Source organism: Pandoraea capi, assembly GCF_902459735.1.
In the GTDB taxonomy this organism is placed as follows: Bacteria; Pseudomonadota; Gammaproteobacteria; order Burkholderiales; family Burkholderiaceae; genus Pandoraea; species Pandoraea capi.
This window is the reverse complement of record NZ_CABPRV010000005.1, coordinates 322,732-344,010: the sequence shown is the minus strand read 5'-3', so window position 1 is coordinate 344,010 and position 21,279 is coordinate 322,732. Positions and strand designations below refer to the sequence as shown.

The 21,279-nt window shown below is 59.1% G+C and carries 34 protein-coding genes; 18 read left to right on the top strand and 16 right to left on the bottom strand.

What is annotated here, in order from left to right; genetic code table 11:
- Nucleotides 1–37 precede the first annotated feature (37 nt).
- The 12 genes from PCA20602_RS13495 to PCA20602_RS13435 form a co-directional block, all read right to left on the bottom strand.
- Nucleotides 38–619 (bottom strand): phage tail protein, encoded by a 582-nt coding sequence (locus tag PCA20602_RS13495; RefSeq protein ID WP_174981095.1) that lies wholly within the window; start codon nucleotides 617–619, stop codon nucleotides 38–40.
- Nucleotides 620–1,090: 471 nt separating this feature from the next.
- Entirely contained in the window at nucleotides 1,091–1,492 is a 402-nt protein-coding gene (locus tag PCA20602_RS13485) for a hypothetical protein (RefSeq protein WP_150721645.1), read from the bottom strand.
- Between the two features lie 50 nt (nucleotides 1,493–1,542).
- Nucleotides 1,543–1,932: a nuclease domain-containing protein gene (locus PCA20602_RS13480; RefSeq protein WP_150721644.1), complete on the bottom strand. Its 390-nt coding sequence runs from the start codon at nucleotides 1,930–1,932 to the stop codon at nucleotides 1,543–1,545.
- A gap of 17 nt (nucleotides 1,933–1,949) precedes the next feature.
- Entirely contained in the window at nucleotides 1,950–2,222 is a 273-nt protein-coding gene (locus PCA20602_RS13475) for a DUF3310 domain-containing protein (protein ID WP_150721643.1), read from the bottom strand.
- On the bottom strand, nucleotides 2,219–2,536 hold the full coding sequence (locus tag PCA20602_RS13470; RefSeq protein ID WP_150721642.1) for a hypothetical protein: 318 nt from the start codon (nucleotides 2,534–2,536) through the stop codon (nucleotides 2,219–2,221). Before PCA20602_RS13470 ends, PCA20602_RS13475 begins: the two co-directional genes overlap by 4 nt.
- Complete coding sequence (locus tag PCA20602_RS13465) at nucleotides 2,533–3,015, bottom strand: DUF1064 domain-containing protein (protein ID WP_150721641.1); 483 nt, start codon at nucleotides 3,013–3,015, stop codon at nucleotides 2,533–2,535. The genes PCA20602_RS13470 and PCA20602_RS13465 overlap by 4 nt, the downstream gene beginning before the upstream one ends.
- Before the next feature lie 9 nt (nucleotides 3,016–3,024).
- Nucleotides 3,025–3,498, bottom strand: coding sequence for a hypothetical protein (locus PCA20602_RS13460; protein WP_150721640.1), 474 nt, complete (start codon nucleotides 3,496–3,498; stop codon nucleotides 3,025–3,027).
- 209 nt (nucleotides 3,499–3,707) lie between these two features.
- Nucleotides 3,708–4,364: a DUF6475 domain-containing protein gene (locus PCA20602_RS13455; protein ID WP_150721639.1), complete on the bottom strand. Its 657-nt coding sequence runs from the start codon at nucleotides 4,362–4,364 to the stop codon at nucleotides 3,708–3,710.
- Nucleotides 4,361–5,161 (bottom strand): helix-turn-helix domain-containing protein, encoded by an 801-nt coding sequence (locus PCA20602_RS13450; protein ID WP_150721638.1) that lies wholly within the window; start codon nucleotides 5,159–5,161, stop codon nucleotides 4,361–4,363. The genes PCA20602_RS13455 and PCA20602_RS13450 overlap by 4 nt, the downstream gene beginning before the upstream one ends.
- Nucleotides 5,158–5,421, bottom strand: coding sequence for a helix-turn-helix domain-containing protein (locus PCA20602_RS13445; RefSeq protein ID WP_150721637.1), 264 nt, complete (start codon nucleotides 5,419–5,421; stop codon nucleotides 5,158–5,160). Before PCA20602_RS13445 ends, PCA20602_RS13450 begins: the two co-directional genes overlap by 4 nt.
- Before the next feature lie 117 nt (nucleotides 5,422–5,538).
- Nucleotides 5,539–5,778 (bottom strand): hypothetical protein, encoded by a 240-nt coding sequence (locus PCA20602_RS13440; protein ID WP_150721636.1) that lies wholly within the window; start codon nucleotides 5,776–5,778, stop codon nucleotides 5,539–5,541.
- Entirely contained in the window at nucleotides 5,768–6,076 is a 309-nt protein-coding gene (locus PCA20602_RS13435; RefSeq protein ID WP_150721635.1) for a DNA-binding protein, read from the bottom strand. The genes PCA20602_RS13440 and PCA20602_RS13435 overlap by 11 nt, the downstream gene beginning before the upstream one ends.
- 156 nt (nucleotides 6,077–6,232) lie before the next feature.
- On the opposite strand from PCA20602_RS13435, the gene PCA20602_RS13430 reads away from it, so the two are divergent.
- Nucleotides 6,233–6,460 carry a hypothetical protein gene (locus tag PCA20602_RS13430; RefSeq protein ID WP_150721634.1) on the top strand — a complete coding sequence of 76 codons (228 nt, stop codon included), beginning with the start codon at nucleotides 6,233–6,235 and terminating at the stop codon, nucleotides 6,458–6,460.
- A 298-nt stretch (nucleotides 6,461–6,758) separates the two neighbouring features.
- Nucleotides 6,759–7,286 (top strand): hypothetical protein, encoded by a 528-nt coding sequence (locus tag PCA20602_RS13425; RefSeq protein ID WP_150721633.1) that lies wholly within the window; start codon nucleotides 6,759–6,761, stop codon nucleotides 7,284–7,286.
- Nucleotides 7,287–7,288: 2 nt separating this feature from the next.
- On the opposite strand, the gene PCA20602_RS13420 is transcribed toward PCA20602_RS13425, so the two are convergent.
- The gene (locus tag PCA20602_RS13420) at nucleotides 7,289–7,534 is read right to left on the bottom strand and encodes a transcriptional regulator (RefSeq protein WP_150721632.1); all 246 of its coding nucleotides are present in this window, start codon (nucleotides 7,532–7,534) and stop codon (nucleotides 7,289–7,291) included.
- 85 nt (nucleotides 7,535–7,619) lie between these two features.
- Here PCA20602_RS13420 and PCA20602_RS13415 point away from each other — a divergent pair, with 85 nt between their 5' ends.
- From PCA20602_RS13415 to PCA20602_RS13405, 3 genes are all read left to right on the top strand, one after another.
- Nucleotides 7,620–8,030, top strand: coding sequence for a hypothetical protein (locus PCA20602_RS13415; RefSeq protein ID WP_150721631.1), 411 nt, complete (start codon nucleotides 7,620–7,622; stop codon nucleotides 8,028–8,030).
- Nucleotides 8,031–8,962: 932 nt separating this feature from the next.
- Nucleotides 8,963–9,217, top strand: a complete 255-nt coding sequence (locus PCA20602_RS13410; RefSeq protein ID WP_150721630.1) for a hypothetical protein — start codon at nucleotides 8,963–8,965, stop codon at nucleotides 9,215–9,217.
- 23 nt (nucleotides 9,218–9,240) lie between these two features.
- Nucleotides 9,241–9,942, top strand: coding sequence for a hypothetical protein (locus tag PCA20602_RS13405; RefSeq protein ID WP_150721629.1), 702 nt, complete (start codon nucleotides 9,241–9,243; stop codon nucleotides 9,940–9,942).
- A 172-nt stretch (nucleotides 9,943–10,114) separates the two neighbouring features.
- Here PCA20602_RS13405 and PCA20602_RS13400 read toward each other — a convergent pair whose 3' ends face one another.
- On the bottom strand, nucleotides 10,115–10,594 hold the full coding sequence (locus PCA20602_RS13400) for a hypothetical protein (RefSeq protein ID WP_150721628.1): 480 nt from the start codon (nucleotides 10,592–10,594) through the stop codon (nucleotides 10,115–10,117).
- 398 nt (nucleotides 10,595–10,992) lie between these two features.
- Between PCA20602_RS13400 and PCA20602_RS13395 the strand changes: the two genes are divergently transcribed.
- The 5 genes from PCA20602_RS13395 (at nucleotide 10,993) to PCA20602_RS13380 (ending at nucleotide 13,305) form a co-directional block, all read left to right on the top strand.
- Nucleotides 10,993–11,241 (top strand): hypothetical protein, encoded by a 249-nt coding sequence (locus tag PCA20602_RS13395; protein ID WP_150721627.1) that lies wholly within the window; start codon nucleotides 10,993–10,995, stop codon nucleotides 11,239–11,241.
- 135 nt (nucleotides 11,242–11,376) lie between these two features.
- Entirely contained in the window at nucleotides 11,377–11,523 is a 147-nt protein-coding gene (locus PCA20602_RS25630) for a hypothetical protein (RefSeq protein ID WP_174981092.1), read from the top strand.
- Complete coding sequence (locus PCA20602_RS13390) at nucleotides 11,520–11,873, top strand: hypothetical protein (protein ID WP_150721626.1); 354 nt, start codon at nucleotides 11,520–11,522, stop codon at nucleotides 11,871–11,873. The genes PCA20602_RS25630 and PCA20602_RS13390 overlap by 4 nt, the downstream gene beginning before the upstream one ends.
- Entirely contained in the window at nucleotides 11,870–12,775 is a 906-nt protein-coding gene (locus PCA20602_RS13385) for a hypothetical protein (protein ID WP_150721625.1), read from the top strand. Before PCA20602_RS13390 ends, PCA20602_RS13385 begins: the two co-directional genes overlap by 4 nt.
- Nucleotides 12,776–12,777: 2 nt before the next feature.
- Nucleotides 12,778–13,305 carry a hypothetical protein gene (locus tag PCA20602_RS13380; protein ID WP_150721624.1) on the top strand — a complete coding sequence of 176 codons (528 nt, stop codon included), beginning with the start codon at nucleotides 12,778–12,780 and terminating at the stop codon, nucleotides 13,303–13,305.
- A 7-nt stretch (nucleotides 13,306–13,312) separates the two neighbouring features.
- Here the strand turns inward: PCA20602_RS13380 and PCA20602_RS13375 are convergent, their stop codons facing one another.
- Nucleotides 13,313–13,999, bottom strand: a complete 687-nt coding sequence (locus tag PCA20602_RS13375) for a hypothetical protein (protein WP_150721623.1) — start codon at nucleotides 13,997–13,999, stop codon at nucleotides 13,313–13,315.
- A 34-nt stretch (nucleotides 14,000–14,033) separates the two neighbouring features.
- Here PCA20602_RS13375 and PCA20602_RS13370 point away from each other — a divergent pair, with 34 nt between their 5' ends.
- From PCA20602_RS13370 to PCA20602_RS13345, 6 genes are all read left to right on the top strand, one after another.
- Nucleotides 14,034–14,645: a DNA polymerase III subunit beta family protein gene (locus PCA20602_RS13370; RefSeq protein ID WP_174981090.1), complete on the top strand. Its 612-nt coding sequence runs from the start codon at nucleotides 14,034–14,036 to the stop codon at nucleotides 14,643–14,645.
- Nucleotides 14,642–15,235, top strand: a complete 594-nt coding sequence (locus PCA20602_RS13365; protein ID WP_150721621.1) for a DUF551 domain-containing protein — start codon at nucleotides 14,642–14,644, stop codon at nucleotides 15,233–15,235. The genes PCA20602_RS13370 and PCA20602_RS13365 overlap by 4 nt, the downstream gene beginning before the upstream one ends.
- Nucleotides 15,232–15,498, top strand: a complete 267-nt coding sequence (locus tag PCA20602_RS13360; protein ID WP_150721620.1) for a hypothetical protein — start codon at nucleotides 15,232–15,234, stop codon at nucleotides 15,496–15,498. Before PCA20602_RS13365 ends, PCA20602_RS13360 begins: the two co-directional genes overlap by 4 nt.
- A 382-nt stretch (nucleotides 15,499–15,880) precedes the next feature.
- Nucleotides 15,881–16,252, top strand: coding sequence for a hypothetical protein (locus PCA20602_RS13355; protein WP_150721619.1), 372 nt, complete (start codon nucleotides 15,881–15,883; stop codon nucleotides 16,250–16,252).
- Nucleotides 16,245–18,167 (top strand): hypothetical protein, encoded by a 1,923-nt coding sequence (locus PCA20602_RS26025; protein WP_246182147.1) that lies wholly within the window; start codon nucleotides 16,245–16,247, stop codon nucleotides 18,165–18,167. The genes PCA20602_RS13355 and PCA20602_RS26025 overlap by 8 nt, the downstream gene beginning before the upstream one ends.
- Nucleotides 18,164–18,430 (top strand): hypothetical protein, encoded by a 267-nt coding sequence (locus PCA20602_RS13345; protein ID WP_150721618.1) that lies wholly within the window; start codon nucleotides 18,164–18,166, stop codon nucleotides 18,428–18,430. The genes PCA20602_RS26025 and PCA20602_RS13345 overlap by 4 nt, the downstream gene beginning before the upstream one ends.
- Before the next feature lies 1 nt (nucleotide 18,431).
- Here PCA20602_RS13345 and PCA20602_RS13340 read toward each other — a convergent pair whose 3' ends face one another.
- Nucleotides 18,432–18,980 (bottom strand): hypothetical protein, encoded by a 549-nt coding sequence (locus tag PCA20602_RS13340; protein WP_150721617.1) that lies wholly within the window; start codon nucleotides 18,978–18,980, stop codon nucleotides 18,432–18,434.
- A gap of 33 nt (nucleotides 18,981–19,013) precedes the next feature.
- Here PCA20602_RS13340 and PCA20602_RS13335 point away from each other — a divergent pair, with 33 nt between their 5' ends.
- Together PCA20602_RS13335 and PCA20602_RS13330 are read left to right on the top strand one after the other, a co-directional pair.
- Nucleotides 19,014–19,838 carry a DNA adenine methylase gene (locus PCA20602_RS13335; protein ID WP_150721616.1) on the top strand — a complete coding sequence of 275 codons (825 nt, stop codon included), beginning with the start codon at nucleotides 19,014–19,016 and terminating at the stop codon, nucleotides 19,836–19,838.
- Nucleotides 19,835–21,247 carry a DNA cytosine methyltransferase gene (locus PCA20602_RS13330; RefSeq protein ID WP_217432419.1) on the top strand — a complete coding sequence of 471 codons (1,413 nt, stop codon included), beginning with the start codon at nucleotides 19,835–19,837 and terminating at the stop codon, nucleotides 21,245–21,247. Before PCA20602_RS13335 ends, PCA20602_RS13330 begins: the two co-directional genes overlap by 4 nt.
- Nucleotides 21,248–21,279: the final 32 nt, after the last annotated feature.

The window sequence follows — 21,279 nt, the reverse complement described above, 5'->3', positions numbered from 1 at the left end:
CCGCGCTCATTTTTTGTGCACTCGTGCCAGGGAGTGGTTACCGCCGACGGCTGGCGACGAAGGCCAACTCATGCCGAAGGATTTGCGGGAATTTCTGGCGGATCTTCGCCATCACCGCCTTCTCAACGGCGTCGTTGGCAAGTGATTGAGGGATCGAAGGACCGAACAACTCCTTGATCGGCAACCCTGATCGCATCACCTTTCCGTTGCGTACGACTTTCTTATGCCCTCGACCGGCACGCTCGAACACACCACGGTGGCCGTTCGGCATGTTCGCGATGAATGCGTGCTTAAGCACTTTCCGGCCGGATTTGACCTGAACGCTCACACCACCTTTACCTTGACGCGCACCATAGTTGATCAGGCCAATGGGACGTCCTGTCGCCTTTAGCGTGACAACGAGATTCGCGACAGAAGCGCGCTTGATCGAAAACGATTTCTTGATCGAGCTGGCCTTGATGTTGTATCCGACAGCCCGGACCTCCTTAGAGGCCTCCGTTCGGGCTTGGGTGGCCGTCTTATTCAGAGCCCGCACTACTGCCTTTTTCTCTTCGCCAAGGTATCGCGAGAGATCAGCAGATATGCCGCGCAGATCAGATCGAACATTCAGGCTCAGCATTCTCCGGTCACCCTCGCTTAAGCCATGCCGCAGGAAGACCTCCGTCCTTGGGCTCCCGGGGATAAAGCGGGACATCGATCATCAAGCGCGACGGCGCCCCGGCCGGGAACGCCGTTACACATACGAGAGCGAAAGCCCCTTCGGGCAGTAGCGCTGCATCAGTTGTGGCCGCAGTAATCAACGAAGCCACTCGGCGCGCACCGTTTTGCCAGATTGCGGATCGAACTAGCGCGATCTCCCCCAACAGGGCGTCCGCATCGGTGATCTTTGAAGGACGCGCCATGGAAACTCGCAAAAGAAATGCCCGCATCACACATAGTGATGCGGGCTAACGCCGCTAGGCGAGGAGGAGACATGCAGAAATGCAAAAAGCCCGCACAGTGGCGGGCTTTCGTTTTCGCTGGACGAGCGAGGCTTGCGAAGAATAGTAGACCAACTTTTCTCAGTTTACAAGCCCCAAATCGGAAATATCTATGCGCCCAACAGTTCTTGCTGGGATATCAAGTGCTTGGCAACGAACTTAGGAAGCAATGCCACTTTCGCCGCATGATAAGTCTCATGAGGGGTTATCGCACGGGCACTACGCCAGACCTGAGCGCCACATTCCTTGTTTCGCATGCTCACCGAGATCGCGGCACGTTGTTCGGCCGGCAATTGGTCGACACAAAGTTGGACCTGCTCGGCCACGCGATCATCCGCCCATTGGTAATCAGTCTCATCATCTCCATCCCATTGCGGAGTCACATACTGACGACACGTCATATCGGTGGGGCGATAGAAATGCGACAGCGTCTCCGCATGCGACTGGCGAATCTGCCAGCGGTACCAGTCCCGGAGCAGCTCTTCGATCTGGTCAGATTGGTCTCTCGTCATTGCGCGGCCTGCTCCATCAATAAAATTCGTTGACTCGTTTGTCCATCACCCTACGTCGCGAACTTCGCTTCGCGAATCGGCTCCCACTCCCGATATGCCGATCGCCAAGTGCCAAATTTCACTTCTTTCGTCGCCCGCCCCTGGTCAAGCCATGCGTGACATGCCGCACATCCAGGCACCGTATATTTGTCGTGCGCCTTGACCCCCATCCCCTTTCCGTGCCGCTGTTCGTTCGAGTGGCACGGCACCACGGTCTCAGCCGTTGGTAGACAGATACCAGGCACAATCAAATAGCAACGCTCGCCGCGGCACGCTTCCAGCATCTTCTTGTCCTTGCCGGGTTTGGGCTTTTTCTTGTGCGTCGCGCCTTTGAGCACGGCTGCGCCGCTATGTGGATTGATCGGCGTTTTGGCCTTGCGCTTGAACGACGTTCGCACCATCGGCTTTTTCCGTTGCATCACGCTTGCCGCTCACGCTTCTGGATTTCTCGACGGATGTACCACTCGGCCTTCTTCAGGTCCTCGATCGCGTCATTCTTCAGGTCTGCGCGCCAGATGTACTTGATCGCATTGCCGAGGTTAAATCCCATATGCTCCGTGATCGCGATGCACTCGACACCGCTCGGGTGCTTGGTGTAATGCGCCGGGCTATTCACAGCGTCACCCGCCGGCTGCGCCGACCCTGGCGGCGAACTGGTCGTCCGCCCTGTCGGGCGATATCCGCCGCTCATCGCCGCTCCTCACAAAGTTGCTGGTGCGATTTGACGTATTGATCATATGTACGGAGGGGCGTCCAGCTCGGGTAATACGGTGCCGTAGCAGTCGTCGGAACGCAGGAATAATCCGGTTGACGCGAAGCGCCCTTGGTCATCGCCAAACGAAATCGGCGCTTCTCGTTGATCGTATCCATATCAAGCAGTCCCTCGCCAACCAGCAACAGGCAAGCTTCACGTGTTTCTCGGTTCGTGTGGCCTGCGAGCGCAGTAAGCGTCTCGACGCAGTACCAAATACCTCGATCCATCGATTCCAGAATGTCGTGTTTCATTTGATCTCCACGATGCACAAACCCTTCAACGCCATCAGGTGACGCTTGATCCGATATTCCGGCGTAATCACCCCTTTAACGTCTTCGATCACGGTTTCCTCGCCGCGCTCGTATACAAAATCGGCCACGTAGCGCAGAGGAGGAGCCTTGCGTCCATTGATTACAACTCCGGGGGCCAGCAAATAAACAACCTGCCGCTCAAGCTCGTGAATTTCGCAGCGCTCCTGCATTGCCATTAGCTGCGACCATCGTCGCGCTTCAGCGCGACTGTCGAACTGAATGCCATCCACCTCACATTTCTTATTGCCGTACTTCGAGCGCCTCTCTTCAACCGCTCCATTCGGCAGGGGCACGATAGGTGCGCGCGCCGGTTCCGCTGGGGTCAGCGCAACCGCGCCGACCTGCGATCGAATTCGGGCCGTGCCAACGCGCCCATTCGCAACCACACTCTCCGGAAACGTTAGTCCCTTGCGTGCCATATCGCTCTGTCAGGCCACGTCGACCAGCAGTTTCTGCAACTGCTTGAACTTCGCCGCCTCGCCGGCCATCTTCTCGAGGCCCTCTTCAATCGACAGCGCCGCCGTTTCAATTTCCGATGCAATGGCCTTGGTCTCGGTCTCGACGTGCTTGTGCAGCGCCGCCAGACGCTTCGTGATGGCAGACAGCAGGTCGATCGGCGATTTCGGTTCGTTCGTCACCACTACTTTCTCCTTCGTTTCGCTAACAACCGCCTTGTCTGCGATGGCGGTCGGCTTGACCTGAACGCGGCGGTAGTGCCCCGTCTTCACCTCCTGCACCAGTCCGGCATCGCGCAGCGCCGCCAAGCAGCCCTGCAAGATGCGCATATCGATGCTCGCTCGCGTCGTTCGAATCAGCGCCGAGCCGATCTGCGCCAACGTCCAGCATTCCTGAATCGGCACGGCCTCAAACACCTTCTGTGCAATAGCCGTCTGGCCGCGCAACTTACTTTCAAATCGACTCGGGGTCATTCGTCATTTCCCTTTGTTATGCAGGTAGGCGATGTATGCCCTCAGTTCTTTCTCTTGCCTCTCTGCTACCTCGTCACCGCAGCCCCTTCGCACCCTAGCGATGAATGCCCGTGCGAGATCGCCATTTCCGACCTTCGCAGCGCTCGCCGCTTCCTCGAAGCGCCGCCAGCACTCGGCGCGTGTCATGCGCGGAGTCGTGGCGGCTCTCCGTTGTGCGCGATCTTCTTAAATTCGTCAGCCGTCATCCGCGTGTATCCGACCAACGGCGTGACACTGCCACCCGAGAGAACCGCGCGGGCAGTGGTCGCGTTGCCAATCAGAACAGGGGCCGCCGATTCGAAGTTGTTGCGGGAGTTCGATGCCTCGACGATTCCAACCAGCGCCGGCGGATACTCCGGCGCCTGGCTGCGGGTGCGATAACCCCGATACCGGTTGACGAACTCGTTGCGCACGAACGGCCATTCGCTGTCCTCTTTCGTACCCATCAGCACCCAGCCGCCCATTTCGAAAATCACCCGGTGGATCAACGCGTCGTCGAACACGACCGAAACATGCGTTCCGACCTCGCGCACCGCCTTGTCGACCTTGTGCCACGCCAGAAGCGCTGAGTCCTGCGTAGAGCCTTCGAGCATCTTCACGACGTCGGCGGGCTTCGGAAGGAACTGGCCGGCATCGGGGTTTGCGGCGTGGCGTCCGAGCGCGTCTCGCACCGCGGCGATATCGAAGACCTTCATCGCGCCCCACCAGACCTGCCCGACAAAGTCGGAGTAGTCCTGCCGGTAGAAGGCATAGACGTTGCTGATGAGCGAGAAGAACTCGGCGGAATCTTCCGGTCTCATGCGCGCTCCCCTGCCATGACGCGAGCTGCCTGGGCGGCAGCGATTTCGCGGTTACGCTGCTCAAGCTGCTCCTGCTTGTTCATTCCGACACCGGCAGCACCGCCAGCCAGAGCCTTCTCGTTGCGCACCCAATTGCGCCAGGTAGCGTCCCAATCTGTCTTGCGTCCTTGATGCCCAGATTTGGCAGTCCAGTAATCTCGGAACTTCTCGGCAACGCGTCGGACGTGATCGGCATTCCACGTCGGTTGCTCTTGCAGCGCCCAATCGCCGAGAGCCTTGGTGAGAATCCAGTTTTCGGGCAAGCGCGTTCCGCGCGCTCCACTGTTCCTTACCTGTTCATTACTGTTAACTACTGTTACGGGTACCGAATTCGGGCCTGTTTCCGGTGAAATTTGGGACTGTTCGGAGGCAGAATTGGGACTGTTTGCGGGCGTTTTCGGTACTGTTCCGTTTTCGGAATGGTTCCGTTTATGGAACTGTTCCGATTTCGGGATGCTTTGACTTCTCGGGCCAACCTTCACCTCAACACCACGCTCTGCATTGATCTGGTAGACGACGATCTGCTTCGTGCGACCAGTACGCTCCCCCGTGTCGGTGATCCAGCCAGCCTCTTTCAGGCGATCGATGTTCGCGAGAACCGTTTTGCGGTCCTGCTCAGTCCAAGCAATCAACGTGTCGATGCTCGGAAACGAGATGAACTCCTCACTGGCAAAATCAGCCAGCGCCATCAGCACCGATTTCGTCGGGCCCTTCCCCACCTTCTGGTGGCGCGCCCATGTGATTGCGTCGAGACTCATGCGGTTGCCCCGACCTTGACGCGATAGCACGTGACTCCGCGACGGATGGGGGTCGACTGGACGTGTCCTGCCGCTTCCAGCGCCTTGATGGACTCGCGGACGGCCGACTCTGACATGCCGCAGTCACGCGCCAAGCGGCTGACTTTCGGGGACGATTCACCCGTCGACAAGACCGCGTGATGGCTGAGGGCCAGCAGAACGATCTTCTCGGTGTGGCGCAACTCGATGCCCCACGCTTGATTTACGCGATGGAAGCTCATTCAGTGGTCTCCGGGTGAGCGCGGCCGCGGCACGGCCAGAACATGAGCGCCGTCGGGACAGCGACCGCAAAAAACACGACAAGGGCAATCCAGTCGGCGGCAGTCATCGACGCGCACTCAGTGATCGCACGGCAAGGTGCCGTCGTCGTTCTGGCATGCGCCGCAGGACAGACACACCGGCACGACGCGTTCAGTCTCGATTCGCATCGCCCCCAGAGTTGCCGAGCGATAGGTGATATAAGCGTCGAGGTATGCATCGGTAGCCTTGTCGACAGCGGTTTTATCGACCTCGACGTTGAGGCGAAAGCGCACTTCCGCCGCTTGATTCAGAGTGGGTGCGGTTGCGTTAGGCTGCACGGGCCACCACCTTTACGCGGCGCTCGAACCCGCACTCCCCGCCGCCCTCGCGTGCACAACGGCAGCCCACTCCGGTCTCAGCCATCGAGGCCAGACCTTCCAAGTAGCGCGGCGTCACCATCACGAAGCCAATGAGATTGACAACGGCGTCAAGCTTGTCGATCAGCACACCGGTCTGCCCAGACAGAAAACGCGACACCTGCGAGTTGTCCCAGTCAAGCGCCTCCATCGCCTCCTTCCTCTGGTCGCCAGTCAGCAGCAAGCGCAGAGACTTTTCGATATTCGGACGTTCAGCCATGTCCAATCTCCTTCAATTCAAGTTGCGTGCTGTTGCACGACGAAAAACCTACGATGCAAGGCATGAAAACCACACCCTGCGAGATAAAAATGAGCACTCACCGTCATGCGAGAATGGTGTTTCCACACAACCAGTTCACTCAATCTAGGAGTGCTCATGAGCGACAAACCGTACAAAATGACGTTGGCCGATTTCAGGACCTCGATATGGAGGCGCCTAGAGAACCTTCCAGACGACACCGAAATCACCTTTGGCAGCGGAGATTTATCCTTCTACCGCACGAAGAACCGCGAGTACCGCGCGGACGACATGTCTCCGAAAGTCGTGCAAATCGAGTTCAATCAGGTCTACGAAGTGCTCGAGGACCCCGAAGAAAACGCCTGAGTGCGGTAGCGCTCACGAACTCGAGCGCTTTCTACTCCACGCGGAACAGCCACGCCACGCGCGAGGCACTCGACAACAAAAGCCGCAGCTTCGGGCGATCGGCAGAAATAACTATCGGCAAGCCGCGCTACCTCACCGATTTGCTCGAACACATGCACAGCGGGACGCCGAGTAGCCGAAGCAATGCTCACTCGGCATTCACTTGGCACGTAGTCGAGACTGAAGACCGTGGTTTCACTTGCCATCGCCATCTCCATCAGCGCCGCCCCCTAACCGCCAGTTCATTTGCGCTAAAACCATGGAACCGATTACCGCACTGAGTACCGCGCTCGCCGCATTTCGAACCACCATCGACCTTGCAAAATTTGCCGTAGGAGCGCATGACGATCTGAAGCTCGCTGAGGTGAAGCAAATGCTGAATGAACAGATCTTCGAGATCACAAACGCCGCGCTTCAACTGCAAGAGAAGCACTCGGCGGCTCGAGATGAGATTGATGCGCTCAAAGACGACAAGCGAAAGCTCAGTGCACAAATCGCTCAGCTTGAAGAGCGGAGTTTTGAGCGGGCGAAGTACGACCTTCATGAGCTTTCGCAAGGCGTTTTCGTCCTCGCCGAGGTACAGCCCAGCGAGCCGTCCAGAGGACCGCACTACCTTTGCCAGCCCTGCATGGACAACGAAACGAAGAAAGTCGTGCTCCAGCTTCAACAGAAGAGCGGGCGCATAAACCTTGTGTGCAATCACTGCGACTCGGTCTACTTCACCGGCCGCACCTATCAAATTGACCACAGAGCACTTTCGGCGAGACTTGCTGGCGGAGATATGTGAATTCACTGGCTCTCTCCAACGGATCCCTCGAATTCTCTCGGCCACATTCGTATGCAGACGTCCAGGGGAAGCATTTCACGGCGAGTAACCGCTCCGCGAGTCGACTCCTCAATCGGATATGCGAAATGTGACGGCACGTTTCTGCGCCCCGATTTCCATGAGCTCACATCCGATGGGTGCGCGCCAATATCCCTCGCCAGCTTTCGTTGGCGGCCGCGTTCGGCGTCGAGGTAGGTTTTGAGGTCCATGGCAAAACGATAGCGTAACGCGAACATTAAATCAATAGCGTTACGCGAATTCCTGCAAACCCTAAGATGGGATGCAATACACGTCATGAAGACATGCCACGAAATCCGTAAAGATCAGCTACGCGCGCTCACAGAAGAACTCGGTGGGGTTCGAGCGCTGTCCGAGGCAATCGGAAAAGGAGAGGTGCAAATCCGTCAGTGGCTCAATGCATCGAGAGACTCGCGCACAGGCAAGCCACGAGGCATTGCCGACGATATCGCTCGGCATATCGAAGAGGCCACGGGAAAACCTGTCGGCTGGATGGACAATGACCCCGAACTAGCCGGTGTGCCGGGCTGGCTAGAGCTCTCAGACATCCAAAGATCACAGGTAATCGGATTTGCGCAAGGTCTGTTGGCACAAAGCAGACCGACACATTCTCGCCCCTATACCGAAAGCGGCGACGAAGCCCCTCGCAACAAAGCAAAGACAGCGATTCAACGCAAAGCCAGCTAATCAGCACCACCGACCCTAGCCGCGAGGCTGATGAGCCACGCGGCTAGGGGCGCGCGGTGTTCCGGTAGCACATTCACTCGATGCGAAATCGAGCCATCTTTAGCAAAAGTCACAGATAGCGTCGATACGTTACTCGACCGAAAGCGCTCGGCCGCGTCCACGACGCCCATCCCCGTTTCTGCTGCATTGCCTTCCCGCCCCTGATCGCTGAATACGCTAAGCCGCGCGGCCGATTTCATCACTCCCCCTAATCGGAAGTTCTCATTTTTAATTACTGTATATCCATACAGTAATTAAAGTCCACAACTTTCCCCACCCACTATCCGCGCCTATCAAAAACGATAGCGCATCAAAAAATGTTCGCGTTACGCTATTGTTATTATGTTCGCGTTACGCTAACATTAAATCCAGCGCAGCACACATCGCTGCCCGCCCGCAGGTCGGGGCGCTCCTTAAAAACTCAGTTACCGATAGAACACGCCGATGGCGTTCGCGACTTGCGCGGACGCGGCTAGGCGCAGGGCGGAACCCTCTACCCCTGAGACAAAGACCGGAGGCTATTCAAGCGCGGGCTGGCCGCGTACGCGGGGCTATAGATCGCCGCTTGGATTGAAGAGATGCAGCGCCGCCGGGAGCCGACTCAGTCGGGTGTTGTCCGGGACGCTGCATCCAAATGCTGTATCTGAGGCGGCTTTCTTCCGAGAGCCGCGCCATATACACAAGGAGGTTTGCCATGAGCGCAAGTGATGGACGGAAGACGTTCAACACACACGGGGCGGGTTCGCGAGGTCAGAACCCATATCAAAAGAACGATCCCCGCCACTGGGCATGGGATCAGTGTTGGTCCGACGCACAGCATGCGGCCGCGCTACGTGCTCTCGAAGAGAGTCGCGCTGCGTTTTACGCGTAGCCCAATACTCGAGGAAGTCGACATGAATTCACGTCAGCGCCGCCGCGCATATCGCGCGCTTCCCAAGCCTGGCACGAAGTTGATTTTCAACGCCAAAGTCGGGGTCCGGCTGGTAACGGTGGTAGGGAAATCGGCGCCGGTCATCGAACTGGGCGGTTGCCCCGCCGCGTATAGCTACGCGGGCACGCGCCCCAGCCTGCGGCGAGTGAAATGCAACTGGGCCGGCAGCAACGGCGCCACCGTTACGCCACATATTTCGCGACTTCGCGCCGCATAGCCAGATACACGAGGAGAGAAACCATGCACGACATGCAACAGGCCGTGAACGCCGCTTTCGCAAACGTGATCGCCTCCGGCGCGATTGAAAAGGCAATTCAAGAACGCGTCACCAAGACGATCAATGACTTGATCAACGACCAGATTTCGGCGCACTCGGACTTCGGGCGGCAACTTCGTGACCACGTCAAAGCAGCCCTCCAGGTCGATTTCAGTCACCTCGGCCTCCCTGGTTACAACGATTTATTGCTCAAGATCATTCGCGGGCAGGTTGAGGCCCAGTTGAATTCGTCTGTTGGCAAGCACGTTGAGACGCAGATGGCGCAGCTGCTTGTGCCAGCGCCGGCACAGATCAAGCTCTCGGAACTGGTCGCTCAGTTCATCAAGGACAAGGACGAGCGGCATTACGGCTGCTCTTGCGACGGGTCGGAACAGATCACATTGATCGTCGAGGGCAGTGAATCCCCCCGCGGCTATCACCGCATCTACCTCGACAAGGAAGAGGGCAAGTCGAAGTATCAGTGCGAAGTGCAACTCGCCCTCACCGACGAAGGCGAGGTGTACAGCATCAGGATTGATGACGAGGAAGTGAAGAAGTCACTTTTCGTCGGCCCGCTTTACGGATTCGATCTGCGAATTTTCCAGATGCACGCGGCCGGAACCAAGATCCTCGTCGACGGCAACGAGCACACCATCGACACTCGCTACCCCAATCGAGAGTACTGAACTCCCCGGCGAGGGAACGCCCCCCGATGATGCAGGCGTGACGGCCGCCAGGGTGCGGCACCTTCAAGAAAGCAGCCCGACACGTCGGCTCGGCGACGCTAAATATCCCGTATCCCCTCGACCATGATGGATCGCATTGTCGGCTACTGCCTTGAGGGTAAGCGCTTCTTTTTTATGCGGAGCCTTTGTCCCGCTCAGCATAAAAGTCTGCCAGGAGTGCTTCTGCGTAGTCTTCCGCGAGGGTGTTAGGCTGGATGTTGTTCTGGAACTTGGATTGCCCAAGAAGAATTACCTCCCTGGCATCCATACCAGATCGAATCACCTCTTCACGATCGATACCAAGCCGCGCTGCATACTCCATCGCAATCTCTTTAAATGCCTTTTGGGATACGATCCAGCTCGAAAGGAGCTTTCGATCAGCTTTGAAATGCGCTCCAAAACGCATGTGCTTCTGGGCGATCACATGCATGGGACTATTCAAAAGACCTTGCAAGCGCTCAACCTCCCGCTGGAGATCCTCGATCTCATCCCGAAGCGTCTCGTTGTAGCTCTGGCTGTACGCCCGATCAGCCGCATCAAAACTCGCACGGAGATTCTGATCTTCGATCTGCGCATTTTTTCTAGCAATCTCGATTTCGTCGTCGCTGTACATGGTGCCCCGTCTTGTGCCGGTGATTGATTTGAATCCATCGAATCCTACAGCAACCAGTGAGCGGCAGAATTGAACCTATCAAAAGTGATAGCGACGGCGTAAGGTGAGTTCGATTGCGGACACGCGCCGCGCCTGCCGCACAAACCACAGGCTGTACTTTCGAAATACAAACCCTGCTTTGTACGCACCTTCAAGTGAGCAGATCCGCGTCGGCGCGGCGACGTTAAATAGCCCGTATCCCCGTTTTGCTGGCACTCGGGTCTGCTCGCCTGAAGGTGTTTGCCTCACTCGCAAAAGAGCGAGCCTGACCGCTCACAGGCCCATGACGGACATGGTTAAAGCCGTATCGCCCCGGTGTTCTGCCGGGGCGTCCTTTCCTTCCCCTTTTGAGGTTCCCCATGAGGCTCGTCGCGCTCGCGGCTCTGCTCGCCCTTCTCACTGCTTGCACCGATCCCGATACCGCGCGCCGCGCTCTTGAGGGCGCCGGATATACGGACGTTCGGATCGGTGGCTACAGCTACTTCGGTTGTAGCGAGAAAGACAGTTTCTCCACGTCGTTCACTGCAAAGGGGCCGACCGGCGTACCCGTGTCCGGCGCCGTCTGCTCGAACGTGATCTTCAAGAACGCAACTATTCGACTCGACTGAGGAGGGCAGCATGCACGCAGCAGAGATTCGCCAGTACCAGATCGGCTGGAACGACGCCAAGTGCGGTCGCCCGTGTCTCTCCACTGAACTCGCCTACCGAATGGGGTACGGCGACGCTTCTCACTGAGGCGCAGCATGTTTCAACGCCTCGTTGTCGGCCCCGTGAACGCCGTCTTCCTCCGCTACAACCAGTGGACGATTGAACACAAGCGCGCGGCTTGGGCATGTCATCTGTCCGCACTCGCCGGTGCGATCGTCGCAAAGCTGATTTTCAACGTATGAGCAGTGCCCCGAACAGGGCGGCAGCGAAGCGTTTGTGGGAAGTGCTGCGCCCGTTAGCCAACAAGCAGCGTTTGCACTCAAAGCGGCCTGCGCTCCAAGGGTCAGCGAGGTATCACGAAGAGATCGAAGCAAGACAGGAACTCATCGAAGCGCTTGCCGCAAACCCGCAGGTCGTTATTGCCGCCCTCGCCTTCTACATCAAGACCGACGCCCAGCGACGCACCGACGTCGAAGAGAACGCCGCTCGCTGGGAGCACATGGAAACCAACTACCCATACGGCGGACACCCTTCCAAGGGATTCCGAGAGCACATCCGTACCGCCGTCGACCGCGAACGAGGAATGAAATGACCGCCGTACCGTCCTTCAAACAGAAGATCAACGACAAGGAAATCCGCCGCGCGGATGCGATGAAAATCCGCCACGAGGATATCCACATCGAACCCGGCTTCAATCTGCGCGCCTCGCTCGACCTTCTGGATGGCGACGCACTCGAAGCGGCCAAAGAAGATGACGAAAGCCTGTTCCGCCACATCATGGCGGGCGGGCAGTACCCGGCTCTCGAAGTTCGGCCGCGTGCCGAGGGTGGCGTCTGGCTTGTTGACGGTCACCGCCGGCATGCCGCGATCGCACGTGCCGACGCAGCGGGCGCACCGCTTCGCGACAAGGACGGAGAATTGATGGTGCGAATCGACGCGTTCGACGGCAACGACGCCGACAGAACGCTTCGGATCCTTTCGAGCAACAAGAAGCGGGACCTGCATCCTCTGGAGAAGGCATTCGGCTACCAGCGACTGGCCCGCTTCGGGTGGGACAACGCCCGCATCGCAGAAGGCGACCACGTGTCGCCCCAATGGGTCGGCAAGATGCTCGTCCTGGCCGGCGCAAACACGGACGTTCATCGCATCGTGTTCGCCGGGAAGGCCTCCGCGTCAGTCGCAGCCGATGCCGTACGCCAGCACGGCGAACAGGCAGGTGCGTTTCTGTCAGGTGAATTGCAGAAGGCCACAGCCGGCGGAAAGAAGAAAGTCACCGCTGGCTCGATCAAGGGCCGCGCGTATCCGCGCAAGGTCGTCAGCACGTACGTCGAGCGCGTCGGTTCCTTCGTATCTCAGTTGCCGGAAGCTCAACGTCACGCCATCGCGAACAGCGAAACTGACTTTCAGGTGCAGGTCAGCGCGAAGGCGCTGCGCGAACTGCTCTCGGCTCACTCCGACATCAGCGGCACCGCCGCAGCGGCGCAGGAGGCTTGATCATGCGAATCTGGATGCCCAAGCTGGTCGCGTGCACGATCATCGGCTACGCGCAGCTCACGCCCTATTTCGACCTGAAGGGGTATATGCGCCGCTGGTGGGTCCGTAAGCCCAAGGGGCATGACGCGAGCGCCGCCACCGACGGGCGCCGCGATACCTCGTGGGGCGCCCGCGTGCACAACACGCTTCGTAGCGACGAGGGTCGGGATCTGCACGATCACCCTTGGTGGAGCATCTCCATCGTGCTGCTCGGTGGCTACTGGGAAATCATGCCGACCGAGCAGAGTCAGCCGGCACGATTGGACAGCAATCCGGAGACGTCACTTCTGCGCGGTTATCGCCGCGTTTGGCGCGGCCCCGGATCGATCGTGTTTCGCAAGGCCACCGACCGACACCGCCTCGAAATCCCCGAAGGCAAAGATTCTTGGTCCCTGTTCATCATGGGGCCGTGGGAGCGCAACTGGGGATTTCATACGCCCCGGCAATGGGTTCCGTGGCGTGAGTATGTTGTTCAATACAGCGGAATCTGAAGAAATATCAGCAATCCTCGTTTGTCTCTCCGCGCTGAGCAAGTGGCAAATGCAGGGCAGTTTTTAGCTGCGCAAGAAATTGCTTCACAGTGGCCGCACCACCTTGTGCCTGTCGCTTGAGAGCATCAAGTTCGGACGTGCGAACTTCCTCAACTCTTATGCCGACTGCGTAGGCACGATCAAAAGCGCCTAGTTCCTGCAAACGCCTTTGTGCTGCGTGAACACTCAACACCACGCGCCTAAAGCGATCAAACGCTTTGATCGCTTCTACCGAGCCAAGCTGGTCGATCGGAATTAGCCTGAGGCTGTCCACCGCATCGTTTAGCGTCTCAGGCTCATATAGGAAAAGTGTGAGGCCCGGCATTCCATTTTCTGCTGCAAGTGAGCCCGTCTGAAGGCCGGATGAGATGACCGTTCCGGTATTTTGCGCAGCTTCGCACGCCACCTCGGCAATCGCGAAATAACGAGCCAATCGCGCTTTCTCTTCCGCAACACGTTCTTCCGCCAGTGTCTTTCTCGCGGCAGAACTTTGTCGTTCGCCAATCAGAAAAGCCCCTGCAATCGCAGCGATAGAGCCTACCGCCTGCACCCAACTGGCCCAATCACCGCTGCTTTGCGGCGGGAATCTCCAGAAAGCGGCGCCGAGTACCCCCACCGCCACGCCACCCCAAAAGCTCACTTTTAATGTGCGCATGTATTCGCTCGCTCAATTTTCGAGGAATCCTAGCATGAGCAAAGTCACCGTCTCCCTCAGCGCGTCAGTCGTTAAGGCGCTCGAACTCTTCGCCGCGAAAAACGACATTCGCTATTACCTGAATGGCTTGCTGGTCGAACTTTGCGGCGAAGACGCGTTTCTGGTCGCCACCGACGGCCATCGCATCGCGGCATTCCGCGCAACGTCTGACGTGAACGTTGACGAGCGCAAAACGGCGATCGTGCCCCGCGAACTTCTCGCGCGAATCGTCTCAGGCAGGTCCGCGCACCCGGTGCTCATAGCCGTGGAAGATGATGACACTGTCAGCGTCACGCAGGGCCAGATCACCACTTCATCGAAGGCAATCCCCGGCCTCTTCCCGAACTGGCGAAAAGTCATCCCGGCAAGCACGACGGGCATCGCTGCGCAGATCAACCCGAAGTACGTCGCGGACATCGGAAAAGCTACGCGCCTTGTAACTGGCGCTAATGGCCTTCCAAACATCCGATACAACGGCGAAGGGCCCGCTCTCGTAGACATCGGCGAACCGAATTTCGTCGCGGTGATTATGCCGTACCGAGAGACCACGGAAAAATCATACGCCCCTCCCAAGTGGGCGATCGAAGCTGCGGAGAGTCTCGTATGAGCCCCTATGAACCCCGCCCTGAAGGGCTGAATACCCAGCCAGCGCCGCCGTCTGTGGTCGAGACGATCGCGGAAGGAAGCAATCTCAACCCGGCGCCGACGTACGCCAAGCCAGCGCCGCCGCCCTCCCCTCACCGGATCGGCGTGATTGACGAACTGGCGAAGATGACCCGGATGTTCGGTGCGGCCTGCGCCGACCTCGGGCTGATCAATGAAGCACTTGGCCTTGATCCTGACGATGGCGGCGCGGAGCCGATTCTGGAAGCCATTGCCGAACTGAAAGCACGCCTCCCCCAGTGGATTACGTCGGGCCAGCGTTTGCCGGACACCGATAAAGGTGACTGCTCACGCGTCATCGTGGCGTGCCGCCGGGCGCACAACGGCCAAACGTACGTCTTCGAAGCGTTCTATCTCAATGAGCCCGAGGACACGAACGACGAAGATGGGAACCCGGTGTCGCTCGTCGGCTGGTACCAGGCCATCGAACACCCGGAATTCTCGTCGTTCTATGAGCCTGTGTGCGAGAAGGGCGACGAGGTTACCCACTGGATGCCACTGCCCGACGCACCGAATCACGAGGAAAGCACATGAGCGCTCGCACCTGGCACAAGGGACCGCCTCCTCATGTCGGGTGGTGGTTGGCTCGCCCGTTTCTCTCGCGAGATGGCGGCCTGTGGCGCTGGTGGAACGGCGAATACTGGTCGGTCGGCGCGGGCGACACTGCGGGAGCCGTCGTCATTGAGAGCGCCGCCAGCATCCCGTCGGCATGGCCCACCAACGAACTGGAGTGGACCGACTACTGGCCCGAGAACGCACGCGTGCCGCGCATAGATCCCAATGAGGTGAAATCGTGAGCCATGTTGAGCGCCGCTGCGGCAACTGCGCGCACGGAACGTTCCCGAGGACACCAACAGGCCGGATCAGGCGGAACGTCGACGGTAAATGTGCGGTGACGCTCGACCTCTGGCTCTCAATCGTCCGACGCATCGAAGGCATCCCGTGTATCGGTCGGCCGAGGTCCGCACAGACCTTGGTTTCGCCTCTCAGCCCCGCTGGGTCGTGTCCACGGTGGCAACAAGCGCCGGAACAAAGCGCCACTTCCAGAAAAGAACGCCTGAAGCGCTGCGCCGCCGGCCGTGATGGCGACTGTTCGCACGATCAGTGCCCACAGAACCGCGATGGTGAACCCGCTAAGTCCGGGCGTCATTGCCCTCTCGATTCGCACGAGGTGAAAGGATGAGCTGCTACTGCGACTACGACGTTGATCCGACCCTCTATACGAAGAAGGTCTACACGGCCCGCAAGGCCCACAAGTGCGGCGAATGCCGCCGAGCAATCGCGCCCGGCGAGTCTTACGAAAAGGTTGTCGGCGTGTGGGACGGACGCCTCGACGTCTTCAAGACCTGCCGACATTGCGCCGACGCGCGCCAGTACGTGAAGGCTCATGTCCCGTGCGCGTGCCTGGCACATGGAAACCTTCACGAAGACATGATCGAAACCGTTCGCGGGTATCAGAGCCAGTCCCCCGGCCTTCTCTTCGGCCTCTACCGCTTCATGGTCGCCGCAAAGCGTGCTGGCCGCCTCGCATTGGAGAACCAGAATGCCTGACAACAAGACCGTGACGTTTGATTTGACGCCAATGCGTGAATGGTTCCATCGACGCCATGAGATTCGTATGGAAGATGTTCGCGATAAGTTGCTTACGCAACGCTGCGCTGGTTATCAGGAAGGCTGGGAAGACGCCATGCTCGCCGCCCCCACGCCAGCCGCACAGAGCGCATGGCAAGAGGCGGTGTATCAGACGCAACGCATCATGGGCGGATGGGATGACGTCACCCAAGCGGAGTTCGAACGTACGCATGAATCGCGCCGACGCATCGTCTACACCGCACCCGCCACGGTCAGCACCAATAACGACGCGGGTTCCGGCGAAGTATCAAACGCTGCCAACGCCGCGCCCGTGAATGGCGGCGAGCGTGCCGACCACGACCGGCTCGTGCGTGAGTTGGATGTGCTTTTGAACGGCGAACGTGCCGCCTCACAAGCGAGCCTGTGCGACATCATTTCGCAGGTTCGTGCCGAGGGTATCCGGTCGCTGAAAGGCGGCGAGCGCGAGCTTACCCAAGTGATTGCCGAGCGTGACGACGCGGAAGCCATGGCCGACAAGCTGGCCAGCACCATCGGCGAATACTTCGGCATTGAAATCGGCGAGCACAGCAGCGCAAACAACCCTTGGCAATGCGCGCTTGATTTCATCTCGACGGCTGATCGTGGTTGCGAAATTTGCGGCGGCGACTGCGCATCAGCAAACCCGCCTGTACTGCATTGCCCCATGCGTGACCGCGCCGCAGATGCGCAGCACTCGGACGACGAAGCGGTCGACTTGTTCGCGCAGGCTATGAAGGCGAAGATGGCCGACGCTCGCGCCAAGGGTCGCAGTGGCTGGGAGACATGCGACCCCGCCGACCTGTCGCGGATGCTGCGTGAACACGTCGAAAAAGGCGATCCGCGCGACGTTGCGAACTTCTGCATGATGCTGTGGCATCACCGCAAGCCTATCAGCGCCGCGGATGCGCAGCAGGAGGGCGGCGATGATCGACCAGTCCTTGCGCCTTTAGTGGAGCCGGTCACGGTGAAAAAGGCCATGCTCGCAGGTCGAAAGGCGCGCGCTGTCCTGAGCGGAGGGACTGGCCCCGTGGCCGCCGTGCATCTGGTGAATATCGGCGTGACTGGCTGGGTGCACACGGCCGAAACTGCGGATGCCTACGCCAACGGATTCAATCGCGGCGCAAACTGGATGCAGTCCGCCCTCACGTCTCCCGCGAAGGTGGGCGGGGATGAGCGGGAGGCGTACTGCGCCGACATGCTCGCGGCCGGGGCGAAAGACCTCGGCAACGGCACATGGGAATGGGATGGCGGTGACTTCCTGTTCCAACTCTGGCGACAAGCCCGCGCCGCGCTGTCGGCGGATGGCAAAGCCGAGCCGGAACACACGGCGATCTACCTGTCGAAACGACTTGTAGGCCACGATGGCGAAGCGTCGTTCATCCAAGCACACATCAACCAAGCGGTGAGCGAGGCCGTAGAGGCGCTATCGGCGGATGGCGGGGATGCCGTGGTCCTTGAAGGTCTGCGCGCCAAGCTGCTTGACGGCCGTCCCGTGATTCGCGATGAGGAAGGCTTTTACGACCATCCAGCAATGCCCAGTGCGGACGAGGATGTGAACTACGAATGGCTGCTGGCCGCCCTTGGCATCGAAACAAGGTTCGTATCGATGGAAGTTGACGATCCTGCTGCGTATGACCGCTATGGCGACTCTCACGAACCCGATTGCCACTACTGGACGCCGACGGCTCCGGAAGGGGATGGCTGGCAGTTGCTCTCCGTCTACGACACCGAAGACGGCCCGTACGCGCTGTTCGGTCGCGACATTTACGCCGTAGAGCAGGCGCGCAAGAAGGAGCATACCCGCCGAATTGCCGAAGCCATTGCCGCCAATCAGGCGAAGGGGGACGTGCAATGAATAAAGAAAAGCGTCAGCCCTGCTCGGCCTTCCGTCTTGGCGAAGGGCTTTGCAAGTTCGGCTTTCCTCAGACTGGTAAAGGGTCTTCGATCTGTCGAGGCGAGCCTTGTATGACATGCGGCAAATGGACAGACGATGCCCCAATGTGCCAACGCGATGACAATCTGCCGCCGCACCTGTTCGATGAGAACGGACTTGCAAAGCACACTGAATATCGGCGTGCCGAGTTGGTCGCCGCCTCTCAGGCAGCGCAGGAGCGTTGAGTTATGCCACGTTTGCCCGCTGGCGAGCCATCGCTGCCGCATTCTTGATGGTATCTGTCACGGCTACGGGAAACGTGATCATCTCCTCAAAACGCCGATAGTAATTCGTAATAGACACCAAATCGTCACGCACGTCATTCAACTGTTCAAGCGTACCGTCGTCAATTGGAGTCCGCCTGAGGAAATTAAGACGCTGAATCAGCTCCTCATACACAACTGAATCGACACCAGTTCTATCCATCTTCCGGAGGGTTGCCTGCTGTTCGATTGACGTAAGAAAGCTGGCGGAATCCGATAAGAGGTATTTGACCTCTTTCATTGAGCGTTGATGCTCTTCCCGCACATTTGCTTCCGCCTGCATCACCTGCGCGTGTCTCTCCGCACGAGCAATCGTGAACGCTCCAGCAATTGCAGCAATCGCGCCGATTGCCTGAACCCACGCTGCCGCACCCTCACTGTGGCGCTTAAATGCATAAATCAGCGCAACCGTTACCACGCCAAGACTGATAGCCGCAAAGCCGAACTCCAAGTACCGCCATGCCTTTTGCATGTAATGCCCCGATAATTTTTGAGGAATCCTAGCATGACCTCCCCCACTCGCCCCATCATGCGATACCACGGCGGCAAATGGCGTTTGGCACCGTGGATCATCCAGCATTTGCCCAACCATCGGATATACGTCGAGTGCTTCGGCGGAGGTGCGAGCGTGCTACTGCGCAAGCCTCGCTCATACGCTGAGGTTTACAACGACCTCGACGGTGAAGTTACGAATCTATTCCGCGTGTGCCGCGATCAGGGCGAGCAGCTCGCACTCGCCTGCGAGTTGACCCCCTTCTCACGCAAGGAATTCGTGGGTGCCTATGAGCCTTCCGAAGATCCAATCGAGCAGGCACGTCGAACGCTCATCCGCAGCTTCATGGGGTTCGGCTCCGCTGGGGCTTCTGGACAGGCCACAGGGTTTCGTGCGAATAGCAACCGCTCCGGTACAACGCCATCGCATGACTGGATGAACTACCCGGATTGTCTGCGAGCCGTTATCAGCCGCCTGCGAGGCGTCGTAATCGAGAATCGAGACGCCATCGACTGTATGCGCCAGCACGACGCCCCGGAAGCGCTGCACTACGTGGATCCGCCATACGTCCACAGTACGCGCAAGCTTGCCACGCATGCGCCGGCTTACCGCCACGAAATGAGCGATGAGCAGCATCGAGAACTCGCCGAGAGCCTGCGCGGGCTGCGGGGAATGGTTGTTCTCAGTGGGTATCGATGTGATCTCTACGACAACCTGTTCAAAGATTGGGCACGCATCGATGGCCGTGCCCACGCTGATGGTGCGCGCCCTCGGGTGGAATCGCTTTGGCTGTCGCCAAACGTTCCGCGCGTCGACTTGTTGATGGAGGTCGCATGAGACAGAACGGGATCATTCTGGGCGACTGCCGACCATTGCGCTACCTGTCCGTATGCTCCGGCATCGAGGCCGCAACATGCGCGTGGCATGGCCTCGGCTGGCAGCCGTGGGCGTTCTCGGAGATCGAGCGTTTCCCGTCGGCAGTGCTCGCCCACCACTACCCCAACGTGCCCAACCTGGGCGACATGACCAAATTCAAGGACTGGCCCGATGCAACTATCGATCTTCTCGTCGGCGGAACCCCTTGCCAGTCCTTCAGCGTCGCAGGACTACGAAAGGGACTGGCAGATCCGCGTGGCAACCTCATGCTCACCTATCTTGCCATTGCTCGCCGCTACGCTCCCCGCTGGCTGGTCTGGGAAAACGTCCCCGGCGTACTGTCATCGAACAAAGGCCGGGATTTTGGCACCCTCCTCGGGGGCCTGGCAGAACTCGGGTATGGGTTCGCCTACCGCGTTCTTGACGCTCAGTACGTCCGAGTGGAATCACACTCTCGCGCCGTCCCTCAGCGACGCCGGCGTGTGTTCGTTGTCGGATATCTTGGAGACTGGCGACGTCCCGCAGCGGTACTTTTTGAGCGCGAAAGCATGCTCGGGCATCCTGCGCCGCGCCGCGAAGCGGGGCAAAGAGTTGCCGGAACCCTTACGCGCAGCGCTCTCGACGGTAGCGGCGCAGGAGGTGGAGACGGCCGCGACCAGTTCATGATCCCTACGATTGCTCGCGCCCTCACCACGAGCAATCAGAGAATCGATGCGGAGACGGAGACGTTGCTCGTTGCGCATGCTATTCAAGCCGGTGCGCTCCGAGAAAACCCCGCGAGCGGCCCAGATGGCGTAGGCGTTCAAGCAAACGTCGCATACACGTTGGAAGCGCGCGCGGAGGTGCAGGCGATCGCTTTCGACACCACCCAGATCACAAGCCCGGAGAACGGCAGTAATCCGCAGGCCGGTGGCCCATGTCACCCGCTATCGGCATCTGCTCATCCACCGGCCATCGCGTTCGATTGCAAGGCCAGCGGGCGCAACGGGTTCGCCGTCGGCGACGTCGCCGCGACTCAGCGATCGATGGGGCACGCCAACAGCCACACCAATGGCGGCGGACACCAAGCCGTCATGGTCGGCGCAGCAGTGCGTCGACTCACGGCCCGCGAGTGCGAACGCCTTCAGGGTTATGAGGACGATTACACACTAATCCAATACGGCCGTGCCATCCGGCAGGAAAAGCTCGACGAAGACTGGATCAAGTACCTGATGCGAGGCGGACGCATGACGCGCGAGGAGTGTGCGCGGGCCGCAGCAGACGGCCCGCGATACAAAGCCCTCGGCAACAGCATGGCCGTGAACGTGATGCGGTGGATCGGCACCCGTATCCAGAGCGTCGAGAACTTGGAAATTGAGAAGGCAGCATGACCACCCACCCGGCCACGGCCGAAGCACTGATC

Bases quoted from the DNA above. Each gene is read 5' to 3' on its own strand.
- PCA20602_RS13495 (WP_174981095.1), bottom strand. From the start codon at position 619: ATGCTGAGCCTGAATGTTCGATCTGATCTGCGCGGCATATCTGCTGAT.
- PCA20602_RS13485 (WP_150721645.1), bottom strand. From the start codon at position 1,492: ATGACGAGAGACCAATCTGACCAGATCGAAGAGCTGCTCCGGGACTGG.
- PCA20602_RS13480 (WP_150721644.1), bottom strand. From the start codon at position 1,932: ATGGTGCGAACGTCGTTCAAGCGCAAGGCCAAAACGCCGATCAATCCA.
- PCA20602_RS13475 (WP_150721643.1), bottom strand. From the start codon at position 2,222: ATGAGCGGCGGATATCGCCCGACAGGGCGGACGACCAGTTCGCCGCCA.
- PCA20602_RS13470 (WP_150721642.1), bottom strand. From the start codon at position 2,536: ATGAAACACGACATTCTGGAATCGATGGATCGAGGTATTTGGTACTGC.
- PCA20602_RS13465 (WP_150721641.1), bottom strand. From the start codon at position 3,015: ATGGCACGCAAGGGACTAACGTTTCCGGAGAGTGTGGTTGCGAATGGG.
- PCA20602_RS13455 (WP_150721639.1), bottom strand. From the start codon at position 4,364: ATGAGACCGGAAGATTCCGCCGAGTTCTTCTCGCTCATCAGCAACGTC.
- PCA20602_RS13450 (WP_150721638.1), bottom strand. From the start codon at position 5,161: ATGAGTCTCGACGCAATCACATGGGCGCGCCACCAGAAGGTGGGGAAG.
- PCA20602_RS13445 (WP_150721637.1), bottom strand. From the start codon at position 5,421: ATGAGCTTCCATCGCGTAAATCAAGCGTGGGGCATCGAGTTGCGCCAC.
- PCA20602_RS13435 (WP_150721635.1), bottom strand. From the start codon at position 6,076: ATGGCTGAACGTCCGAATATCGAAAAGTCTCTGCGCTTGCTGCTGACT.
- PCA20602_RS13430 (WP_150721634.1), top strand. From the start codon at position 6,233: ATGAGCGACAAACCGTACAAAATGACGTTGGCCGATTTCAGGACCTCG.
- PCA20602_RS13425 (WP_150721633.1), top strand. From the start codon at position 6,759: ATGGAACCGATTACCGCACTGAGTACCGCGCTCGCCGCATTTCGAACC.
- PCA20602_RS13420 (WP_150721632.1), bottom strand. From the start codon at position 7,534: ATGGACCTCAAAACCTACCTCGACGCCGAACGCGGCCGCCAACGAAAG.
- PCA20602_RS13415 (WP_150721631.1), top strand. From the start codon at position 7,620: ATGAAGACATGCCACGAAATCCGTAAAGATCAGCTACGCGCGCTCACA.
- PCA20602_RS13410 (WP_150721630.1), top strand. From the start codon at position 8,963: ATGAATTCACGTCAGCGCCGCCGCGCATATCGCGCGCTTCCCAAGCCT.
- PCA20602_RS13405 (WP_150721629.1), top strand. From the start codon at position 9,241: ATGCACGACATGCAACAGGCCGTGAACGCCGCTTTCGCAAACGTGATC.
- PCA20602_RS13400 (WP_150721628.1), bottom strand. From the start codon at position 10,594: ATGTACAGCGACGACGAAATCGAGATTGCTAGAAAAAATGCGCAGATC.
- PCA20602_RS13395 (WP_150721627.1), top strand. From the start codon at position 10,993: ATGAGGCTCGTCGCGCTCGCGGCTCTGCTCGCCCTTCTCACTGCTTGC.
- PCA20602_RS25630 (WP_174981092.1), top strand. From the start codon at position 11,377: ATGTTTCAACGCCTCGTTGTCGGCCCCGTGAACGCCGTCTTCCTCCGC.
- PCA20602_RS13390 (WP_150721626.1), top strand. From the start codon at position 11,520: ATGAGCAGTGCCCCGAACAGGGCGGCAGCGAAGCGTTTGTGGGAAGTG.
- PCA20602_RS13385 (WP_150721625.1), top strand. From the start codon at position 11,870: ATGACCGCCGTACCGTCCTTCAAACAGAAGATCAACGACAAGGAAATC.
- PCA20602_RS13380 (WP_150721624.1), top strand. From the start codon at position 12,778: ATGCGAATCTGGATGCCCAAGCTGGTCGCGTGCACGATCATCGGCTAC.
- PCA20602_RS13375 (WP_150721623.1), bottom strand. From the start codon at position 13,999: ATGCGCACATTAAAAGTGAGCTTTTGGGGTGGCGTGGCGGTGGGGGTA.
- PCA20602_RS13370 (WP_174981090.1), top strand. From the start codon at position 14,034: ATGAGCAAAGTCACCGTCTCCCTCAGCGCGTCAGTCGTTAAGGCGCTC.
- PCA20602_RS13365 (WP_150721621.1), top strand. From the start codon at position 14,642: ATGAGCCCCTATGAACCCCGCCCTGAAGGGCTGAATACCCAGCCAGCG.
- PCA20602_RS13360 (WP_150721620.1), top strand. From the start codon at position 15,232: ATGAGCGCTCGCACCTGGCACAAGGGACCGCCTCCTCATGTCGGGTGG.
- PCA20602_RS13355 (WP_150721619.1), top strand. From the start codon at position 15,881: ATGAGCTGCTACTGCGACTACGACGTTGATCCGACCCTCTATACGAAG.
- PCA20602_RS26025 (WP_246182147.1), top strand. From the start codon at position 16,245: ATGCCTGACAACAAGACCGTGACGTTTGATTTGACGCCAATGCGTGAA.
- PCA20602_RS13345 (WP_150721618.1), top strand. From the start codon at position 18,164: ATGAATAAAGAAAAGCGTCAGCCCTGCTCGGCCTTCCGTCTTGGCGAA.
- PCA20602_RS13340 (WP_150721617.1), bottom strand. From the start codon at position 18,980: ATGCAAAAGGCATGGCGGTACTTGGAGTTCGGCTTTGCGGCTATCAGT.
- PCA20602_RS13335 (WP_150721616.1), top strand. From the start codon at position 19,014: ATGACCTCCCCCACTCGCCCCATCATGCGATACCACGGCGGCAAATGG.
- PCA20602_RS13330 (WP_217432419.1), top strand. From the start codon at position 19,835: ATGAGACAGAACGGGATCATTCTGGGCGACTGCCGACCATTGCGCTAC.